The following is a 470-nucleotide window of genomic DNA, read 5'->3' as shown; positions in this document are numbered from 1 at the left end:
TTGCAGGCCTTTCCCGGCGAGCGGTGGAGCAGGGCGCGAGTTGATCCGGCGTTGTTGAAAGCTGATGGTCGCGCTCTGATCGCAGTGATTCGCCTCGATGGCCAGTTGCAGTCGCTGGACCAGCAGCAGGTCACCGAGCAGATTCTGCAGGTCATTGCCGATTGGCAAGCGCAAGGCCTCACGCTGAACGGTATCGAAATCGACCACGATGCCGGCAACGCGCGGCTGCCCGTGTACGCTGAATTCATCAAACACTTGCGTGCGGCCTTGCCGCCATCGTTGCCTTTGAGCATCACCGCGCTACCGGCCTGGCTCGATAGCGCGCAGTTGCCGGCGCTGTTGCGAAGCGTCGACAGCAGCGTGCTGCAAGTCCACGCCGTGAGCGATCCGCGACTGGGTCTTTTCGACGCCAGGCAGGCGTTGAAGTGGGCCAAGGCCTGGGCACATGTCAGCGACAAACCGTTCTATCT

1 protein-coding gene is annotated in these 470 nt (G+C 61.9%); it reads left to right on the top strand.

What is annotated here, in order from left to right:
• Positions 1-470 (top strand): DUF3142 domain-containing protein (locus tag J5M71_RS27975; protein WP_207838824.1); only part of this gene is annotated, 470 nt, incomplete at both ends.

Source organism: Pseudomonas sp. 43(2021) (genome assembly GCF_017490805.1).
Lineage (GTDB): Bacteria > Pseudomonadota > Gammaproteobacteria > Pseudomonadales > Pseudomonadaceae > Aquipseudomonas.
Note: the sequence above shows the minus strand (reverse complement) of the source record. Positions and strands in the feature narration are given on the sequence as shown.